Consider the following 7,710-nt stretch of genomic DNA (forward strand, 5'->3'; position numbering starts at 1 on the left):
TCAGTCCCTCAACATTCGGTTAGAGTCGAGGGTCTTTTTTCTGTCGTTGTTCGTCGAAATCGTGTTCTTGCACGGACAGCTTATCGGCCGATTTTCCGCCCGAGAGCGAACGTGTTCGGCCATCAGTCATCGCGGCCCGCCGTGACGAATCCCGCTGTCGGGGAACGGTCGATTCATCGGCATCGATCGACGGCCGATTCGCGCACGCGCGCCCCGTCCGTGCGGAATACTCTATACCGTTCGAACCGTAGGAGGCCTATGCCGGAAGACATCCTCTTCGAGTTCGAACGGCGGATGGATCGGACCGAGATCGCTGACTACCTTCGTACGGTTGCCGACAGCCTCGAGCACGGCGACCCGGTCAGCCTCGAGGCCGGCGGGGAGTCAGTGACGATGACGCCGCCGTCACGACCCACCTTCGAGATTAAGGCCGAACGCGAGACCTCGAGTTCGGCGCCCGAGGGTCCGGGCGAACTCGGACTCGAGTTCGAACTCGAGTGGGAGGAAGGCGAGGATCGATCCGATGACGGTGAGCTGACGATCGACTAGCGATTGCGCCGACTGACGGGCGAGACGGAACGCGCCGAGTCAGAGACTAGAGGTCGACCACCCAGACCCGCACGTCTTCGGGGAGTTCGTACACCCGCTGGAAGATCGCGTCGAGACACTGGGCGATCCGGTTCGGATCGGCCTTCGCGCTCACCCGAACGTTGGCACCCTCGGCATCCTCCGGCCGATTGATCTCGTCGATCTTGAACGCCGGAAACTCCCCGAGAACGGATTTGAGTGTGTCGAGTTCGTCGTCGGTACAGTCGACGTTGATCGTGCCGTCTGCGAACTGGATCCAGGGAACGCCGAGCTTCGAGTCGGGGGACTCGGCATCGTCGCCGTCGCCTTCGAGGTCGGTCGTGTCAGCTTCGAGGGTCAGGAAACCGCGTCCGCGCTCGCGGTGGGCGGTGATGGCATCGACGTACAGTTTTCGTCGGTCGGTCGCCTCGGCTGCGTCGAAACGAGTCATACCGGAACGGACGTGGTCGTTTCTTTAAGCCTTTATGCGACGCCGGCGAACGGGTGGATATGGCACAGCCACGAATTCTGATCCTGGGTGCGCCCGGGGCAGGCAAGGGGACCCAAAGCGCCAAAATCACCGAGGAGTTCGACGTCGACCACATCACTACCGGCGACGCCCTCCGCGGGAACAAGGACATGGACATCTCCGACATGGACACGGAGTACGACACCCCGCGGGAGTACATGGATCGGGGCGAACTCGTCCCCGACGCGGTCGTCAACGCCATCGTCGAGGAGGCCCTCTCCCAGGCCGACGGCTTCGTCCTCGACGGCTACCCGCGGAACCTAGAGCAGGCCGAGGAACTCGAGGACATGACCGACCTCGACCTCGCGCTCATGCTCGACGTCGGCGAGGAGGAACTGGTCGACCGACTCACCGGTCGCCGCGTCTGTTCGGAGTGTGGCACCAACTATCACGTCGAGTACGACCAGCCCGAAGAGGAGGGCGTCTGCGACGAGTGCGGCGGTGAGTTGATCCAGCGCGACGACGATACCGAGGAAACCGTCCGCGACCGCCTCGAGGTCTACCACGAGAACACGGAACCGGTCATCGAACACTACGAAGAGCAGGGCGACCTCGAGCGCGTCGACGGCGAGCGAGCGCCAGACGAGGTCTGGGCGGATGTGAAGGCGACGATCGAAGACGCGGCGTAGCCGGTCAGTTGTTTTTGATTTCGATCCGGTATTCGGCGAGGTTGAGATAGGTGAGCTGCGGGACGGGCGCGTACCCGTCCGGGATCGGTTCGATCACTGCGTCGTCGTCGGGTGTAACGTCGTCGACGCCCTTGAGCTTACTGTCGACGTTTATCGAATTCACGACGAGAGCCCCCTTGAATTCGTTTGCCCCCTGGAAGTTCACCTGATAATTATCGTCCCTGTGACTCGTCCCTTCAACCGGCCATCCGTCGAACCCGTCGTCCGCGGGGTCTTTGTCGCTCGCCGCGTAGATCAGCCCGTTGAAGGTCGGATTCGAGTGGAAATTGATCCCCGTCGTGGACATCCCGTAGACCTGTATCGTTTCGACGTCGCCCGCACCGCCACAGCTCGGTTCGACCGCCCCCTTACTCATGGAGAAATCGCCTTCGACGTAGATCTTCAGCTGTCCCTCCCCGCCTCTACAGTTGGTGACGGAGATTCCACCGCTATCGATTCGAACGTCCCCATCCACGGCGAGAATCGCATCGCCGTCGGAGAGGTCGAAATCGAGATCGGGATTGGTCAGTTCGTCCGCGTAGTAGTTCCCGGCGGAATACGTCCCGGTATCGTCAATCCGTTCGGCCGACCCGTTTTCGAAATTGTCCGTGAGTTGCAGTATCGTTCCGTCCATCGGCTGATACTGCTTGCCAGCCGAGATATCGTCGAACGTGTCTTTCTTGTCATCGATATTGTCTTCGGAGGGAACTGCCACGCCTGAGGAGAACGCGTTCGCAATGTCGTCGTAGCCGAGTCTCACTTTCACCGTCCCATCTTCGTTCTCGCCGCCGTAACACGACTCCTGAAGGGTCGTATCGCCCGCTTGCTCCGTAAAGTACTGTTGCCACCCGCGACAGTACTTGCTCTGGATTTCGACGAACACGTGATCGTTCTGGATGTAGTTGGTCGGTTCGCGATCCACGCCGGTCTGCTTGATCGAAATATCGCCGGAGTCGATCGTTTTGTCTTCGGTGAGTCCGAAGACGGGGAACGACAGCGTGCTCGTCTCGTGATTGTAATCGATCGGGGGAGACGAGAGGACCCGCGTTTGTCGCCCCGTTTCGCGGAAGACGGCGCCGCCCTCGTACGCGATCTTCGTCCCGTCGGCGTCCTCGTACTCGATCGTCCCGATCGAACCGTCCGCGACCACGTTACTGTTCGTCCCGTTGTAGCTTTGCGTCCAAATTTTGTACGTCGCCGAGTCGTGGTGGGCGATCGCCCCCTGATCGCCGGCGTGTAATTCCATCGACTGCGAGACGTCTCCGGACCCCGCCGATGACGAGATGCTGTTGCTCAACTCGACGAACGCCTGTTCGATTCGTTCCTGCTCGGACTGTTGTTCCGCACCGGTGATTGCGTCACCGGCGATTAGAAAGATCCCGAGGCTGCCGGCTGCGACCATCCCAATCAACAACACGACTCCAATCAACGTCGACTGGCCCCGTTCCGTCGCTGTTGTCGTCCCGGCCCCACGCGGCGCACTCATGTCCGTTCAGTGGACTATCACCTACATAATACAATCGATCGAACACACATTTCAAAATAGTTTATATTGATTTCTGTAGTACTGTTTTTACGCGATTACGATCAGACGATAGTAGCTATCGTACCGCAGTCGACGCATTCGCTCGACGACAGTCTTGCGTTCTGCCAGCGGAAGTGACGGATCCGATCGGCCCACCGAAGATAAACACTTGTATACCGAACGGGACCTAGTCCAAAGCAGATGACGCGTACAGCGGAGAAAATCAACGACCTCGTCCGGGAGGACTCCTCCATGACGGCGGCCCTCGAGGCCATCCGCGAGGCAGCCGACCGGAACGGGGGCGAGGTCCACTGGGCCGACGTCAACGACGACTTGACGAGCGGTCAATGGGGCCGGTTGATCGAGAAAGGAGTACTGGTCGACGGCGACGAAGGATTCGAGATCGCCGACCGAGAGGCGTACGACAGGGCTCTCGACGGCGACGGTGGCGGTGACGGCGACGGCGGAAGCGCCGCCGCCGACGTCGAAATCGACGACGAAGAGTCGAGCTGGTCACAATGGGACAAACTGGCCGGGATGGGCTCGCTGCTGTTGATGTTCGGATACTGGATCGATTCCGTCCAGCAGACCGTCGGCAGTACGATCAATATCGTACTCGGCCCGCTGGACGCAGCGCTGCCGTTTTACGCCGTAATCCTTTCGATCGCCCTACTGACAGGGTTGTACTCGACGCTACTGCAGGCCAACCTGATAAACCCCGAAGTCATGGGCAAGTATCAGGAGCGCATGCAGGCCATGCAGGAAAAACAGAAGGACGTCCGCGAGCGCAAAGAGCAAGCCGAGGAGCGCGGCGCCAGCGAGGCCGAGATCGAGCGCCTCGATGACGAACTCGAGGAGGTCCGTGAGGAGCAGATGGAGGCCATGGCCCAGAACCTCGGGATGTTCAAACAGCAAATCCGACCGATGGTCTGGATTATGCTGTTGACCATCCCGCTGTTCCTCTGGATGCGCTGGAAGGTCCAGATCGTCGGCCTTGATGAGGCAGAAGCGACGATCATCATGCCGTTGGTCGGGACAACGGAGTGGAGTTCGCGAGCAGTCGGGCCGATGGCAGGCTGGATCGTCTGGTACTTCCTCTGCTCGATGAGCTTCTCCCAGCTGTTGCGCAAGGCGCTGAACATCGATATGTCCCCCTCGAGCGCCTGACCCGACCCTGAAGCCGATCGGGCCGTCGTCTCGAGCGAGCGATTTGACTCCGTTTTCGGTCCTATTCCCGACCCGACGCACACCGGGACGCGTTCGCCGCATCGGGCCGTCGAACGATTCAAAACCCATTTTACTCGGCCCCGCGCAGATGGAATATGTTACTGACCGTCTCCGGTCCACCGGGAAGCGGCAAGAGTACGACGGCGGAGTTACTCGCCGACAGATTTGACCTCGAGCACGTCAGCGGCGGCGACATCTTCCGCGAGCTCGCCGAGGAACGCGACTATACGCCCCTCGAGTTCAACAAGCTCGCCGAGGAGAACGACCAGATCGACCGCGACCTCGACCGTCGGCTCTACGAGATCGCCGTCGAACGCGACGGTCTCGTCCTCGAGTCCCGGCTGGCGGGCTGGCTGGCCGGCGAGCAGGCGGACTTCCGGTTCTGGCTGGACGCCCCGGCCCGGGTTCGCGGTGAGCGGATCGCCGAACGCGAGGAGAAAGACCCCGAACGGGCGACCGAGGAGACGAAGGCGCGGGAAGCCAGCGAGGCCAAACGCTACCAAGAGTACTACGGGATCGACATCCGCGATCTGACGATCTACGATCTCTCGGTGAACACGGCCCGCTGGGGGCCTGACGCCGTTTTAGACATGCTCGTCACCGCCGTCGAGGTGTACGAGGCCGACGCGGACGAGGGGCAGGCCTACGTCGAGATCGACGACGAGTTCTAATCGATGGCCGATCGCTCTCGCCTCCGCGGTCCGCCCGACGATCGCACGCCCGCGGAACTGCTCACGTTCGGCGTCGTCAATTTAGACAAGCCGCCGGGGCCGTCCTCACACCAGGTCAGCGGCTGGTTGCGCGATGCGGTCGACGAAACGCTGGCCGACCAGGCCCCCGACGCGACGATCGAACAGGCGGCCCACGCCGGGACGCTCGATCCCAAGGTCACCGGCTGTCTCCCGATCATGCTCGGCGAGGCGACCCGGCTGGCACAGGTCTTCCTCGAGGGCTCCAAGGAGTACGTCGCCGTCCTCGAGTGTCACGCGCCGGTGCCGGCCGACGCCGAATCGGTCGTCGCCGAGTTCGAGGGGCCGATCTACCAGAAGCCCCCGCGCAAGAGTGCGGTCGCCCGGCGCCTGCGCGTGCGCGAGATTTACGACCTCGAGGTCCTCGAGACCGACGAGCGCCGGCTCCTGTTGCGCATCCGGTGTGAGAGCGGGACCTACGTCCGGAAGCTCTGTCACGACCTGGGGCTAGCGCTCGGTACCGGCGGCCACATGGGCCACCTGCGCCGGACGGCGACCTCGCCGTTCGACGACCGGGACCTGCACTCGGCCCACGACTTCCTCGACGCGTTAGCGTACTGGCGCGAGGACGACGACCCCGAGGCTGTGTTCGACGTGGTCGACCCCGCCGAACGGATCCTCGAGGAGCTCCCCGGCGTGGTGATCGCTCCGAGTGCGGCCCGGGAGGTCGCCAACGGCGCGCCGGTGTACGACCCCGGCGTGATCGAGGCCGACGACGATGCGCAGGCCGGCGATCTGGTGGCCTGCTACACCCCCAACGGAGCCGCGGTGTGTCTCGGCGAGTTCGTCGACGATGCGAGTCGCGACGTGACGGTCGACCTCGAGCGCGTGCTGGTCTGACTCGAGCGGGGCCACGTAACTTTATGACATGCTTGGTTCGAAACGACACCCTTAAACGGCAGACGGGCTTGGGTCTACATGCGGGACCGTGGGGTAGTGGTATCCTCTGCGGATGGGGTCCGTAGGACCCGAGTTCAATTCTCGGCGGTCCCATATTCTGCTGCAAACAAGTTCGTGAGCGGCAGAACTCTCGAAAGAGCCGAGAATTGAGCACGCAAGTCGCAGCTGACGAGCGCGAGCGAGTCAGACTGTCTTGCAACTGTTCAATTCTCGGTGGTCCCACATTTTCGACGAAGCAAGCAAGAGAGCGGAGTGGCCGTAGTAACGAGGAGCCACTATATATCTAATATTCGTCATTTACGCTCCTGAAGCAGTAGAAAGCCGGTAGTTAATAATTGCCCCACTGGATCGACGATACAAAACTAAGAAGCGAATACCATGGCCTATTCGGCCCATCAAAAACTAATAAAAATGTCTGTCGGTCGCTCAAGCAACGAGCAAGTTGAACGATGGCTAATAACTCAAGCGATACTGTCCGACTATCACAGCTGCGGAATCAAAAGAGAATAAAAAGAAAACTGAATTAATGAATATTCTCAGTTGAAGTTCCACTCGAAACTACTGACAGTACTCTCGGAGTCGCCGCTGATAGCTACAATATTCGCGGAACTTTCGTTGTAACCACTCTTAGAGCCATTAGTGATATCCAGAGTAACTGAGTCTCCAGTAGATTCTAAATCACTGTCACTAAGATTACCGACCGCATCAGCACCTTCTCCTCTGATTTCGAATTTTTCCGCGTCACCTATCTCATCAACAGTAAGTGTCACCGTTTCATCGGAGTTACTAACATCTGAACTCACTGCAGCATTTGTCGGTCCGCTTCCCATGCTGTCACCCATGTCGAGCACGAACGCCGCAATCACAGCCGCCAAGATGACGGTAATTGCGACCATCAGGATAACACCGATAACGGGCGATACTGCTCGCTCTTCTTCGTTGCCAACCAGCTTGGCTCTGTATTTGCTAAGGTCCATATTTAGGAGATATTGTTATCTTAGTTGCCCGCTTCCCACTCGAAGTCGCCGATGACGCTCTCAGAGTCGCCGTTGACAGCAACGATATTAGCGGATCCTGCGTCTCGAGATTCGTTGAGCTTGAGGGTGACAGAATCCCCAGTAGCAGTCAAATTATCCTCGAAACGGTGAGGGGATTCGTTAACACCGCTGTCGATATTATCTTCGTCAAACCCACGCAGTTCGAAGTGCTCTGCGTCTCCCATCTCATCAACGGTAAGCGTCGTGGTGTTCTCAGAGTCGCTGACATCAGCACTCACAGCGGCATTCGTCGGTCCGCTTCCCATACTGTCTCCCATATCGAGCACGAATGCTGCGATCACGGCCGCCAGAATGACGGTAATCGCGACCATCAGGATAACACCGATAACGGGCGATACTGCTCGCTCTTCTTCGCTGCCGACCAGCTTGTTTCTGTATTTGCTTAGATCCATTGTTGGATTCGTTCTTGTACGCGCCCGTGAACGGGGAGAACGCTTATTTGGGGTAGTGTGGTAGCCACCCGTTGGCGCTCGAGGGGGGGGGGGGG

The 7,710-nt window shown here is 59.8% G+C and carries 9 protein-coding genes and 1 tRNA gene; 6 read left to right on the forward strand and 4 right to left on the reverse strand.

What is annotated here, in order from left to right; all coding sequences use genetic code 11:
* Nucleotides 1-258 precede the first annotated feature (258 nt).
* The gene (locus EH209_RS01960) at nt 259-549 is read left to right on the forward strand and encodes an amphi-Trp domain-containing protein (protein ID WP_126661303.1); all 291 of its coding nucleotides are present in this window, start codon (nt 259-261) and stop codon (nt 547-549) included.
* A 46-nt stretch (nt 550-595) separates the two neighbouring features.
* Here the strand turns inward: EH209_RS01960 and EH209_RS01965 are convergent, their stop codons facing one another.
* Nucleotides 596-1,018, reverse strand: coding sequence for a hypothetical protein (locus EH209_RS01965; protein ID WP_126661304.1), 423 nt, complete (start codon nt 1,016-1,018; stop codon nt 596-598).
* A gap of 59 nt (nt 1,019-1,077) precedes the next feature.
* On the opposite strand from EH209_RS01965, the gene EH209_RS01970 reads away from it, so the two are divergent.
* Nucleotides 1,078-1,725 (forward strand): adenylate kinase, encoded by a 648-nt coding sequence (locus EH209_RS01970; protein WP_126661305.1) that lies wholly within the window; start codon nt 1,078-1,080, stop codon nt 1,723-1,725.
* Nucleotides 1,726-1,729: 4 nt separating this feature from the next.
* Here EH209_RS01970 and EH209_RS01975 read toward each other — a convergent pair whose 3' ends face one another.
* The gene (locus tag EH209_RS01975; RefSeq protein ID WP_229380128.1) at nt 1,730-3,250 is read right to left on the reverse strand and encodes a DUF7289 family protein; all 1,521 of its coding nucleotides are present in this window, start codon (nt 3,248-3,250) and stop codon (nt 1,730-1,732) included.
* 240 nt (nt 3,251-3,490) lie between these two features.
* Between EH209_RS01975 and EH209_RS01980 the strand changes: the two genes are divergently transcribed.
* The 4 genes from EH209_RS01980 (at nt 3,491) to EH209_RS01995 (ending at nt 6,258) form a co-directional block, all read left to right on the forward strand.
* Entirely contained in the window at nt 3,491-4,456 is a 966-nt protein-coding gene (locus tag EH209_RS01980; protein ID WP_126661306.1) for a DUF106 domain-containing protein, read from the forward strand.
* A gap of 155 nt (nt 4,457-4,611) precedes the next feature.
* Nucleotides 4,612-5,187 (forward strand): (d)CMP kinase, encoded by a 576-nt coding sequence (cmk, locus tag EH209_RS01985; protein ID WP_126661307.1) that lies wholly within the window; start codon nt 4,612-4,614, stop codon nt 5,185-5,187.
* Between the two features lie 3 nt (nt 5,188-5,190).
* On the forward strand, nt 5,191-6,105 hold the full coding sequence (locus EH209_RS01990) for an RNA-guided pseudouridylation complex pseudouridine synthase subunit Cbf5 (RefSeq protein ID WP_126661308.1): 915 nt from the start codon (nt 5,191-5,193) through the stop codon (nt 6,103-6,105).
* Between the two features lie 82 nt (nt 6,106-6,187).
* Nucleotides 6,188-6,258 (forward strand) — tRNA-Pro (locus EH209_RS01995).
* A gap of 443 nt (nt 6,259-6,701) precedes the next feature.
* Here the strand turns inward: EH209_RS01995 and EH209_RS02000 are convergent.
* Both EH209_RS02000 and EH209_RS02005 read right to left on the reverse strand, forming a co-directional pair.
* Nucleotides 6,702-7,142 (reverse strand): type IV pilin, encoded by a 441-nt coding sequence (locus EH209_RS02000; protein WP_126661309.1) that lies wholly within the window; start codon nt 7,140-7,142, stop codon nt 6,702-6,704.
* A 20-nt stretch (nt 7,143-7,162) separates the two neighbouring features.
* Nucleotides 7,163-7,615 carry a type IV pilin gene (locus EH209_RS02005; RefSeq protein ID WP_126661310.1) on the reverse strand — a complete coding sequence of 151 codons (453 nt, stop codon included), beginning with the start codon at nt 7,613-7,615 and terminating at the stop codon, nt 7,163-7,165.
* Between the last annotated feature and the right edge of the window lie 95 nt (nt 7,616-7,710).

The organism is Haloterrigena salifodinae (assembly GCF_003977755.1).
GTDB lineage: Archaea > Halobacteriota > Halobacteria > Halobacteriales > Natrialbaceae > Haloterrigena > Haloterrigena salifodinae.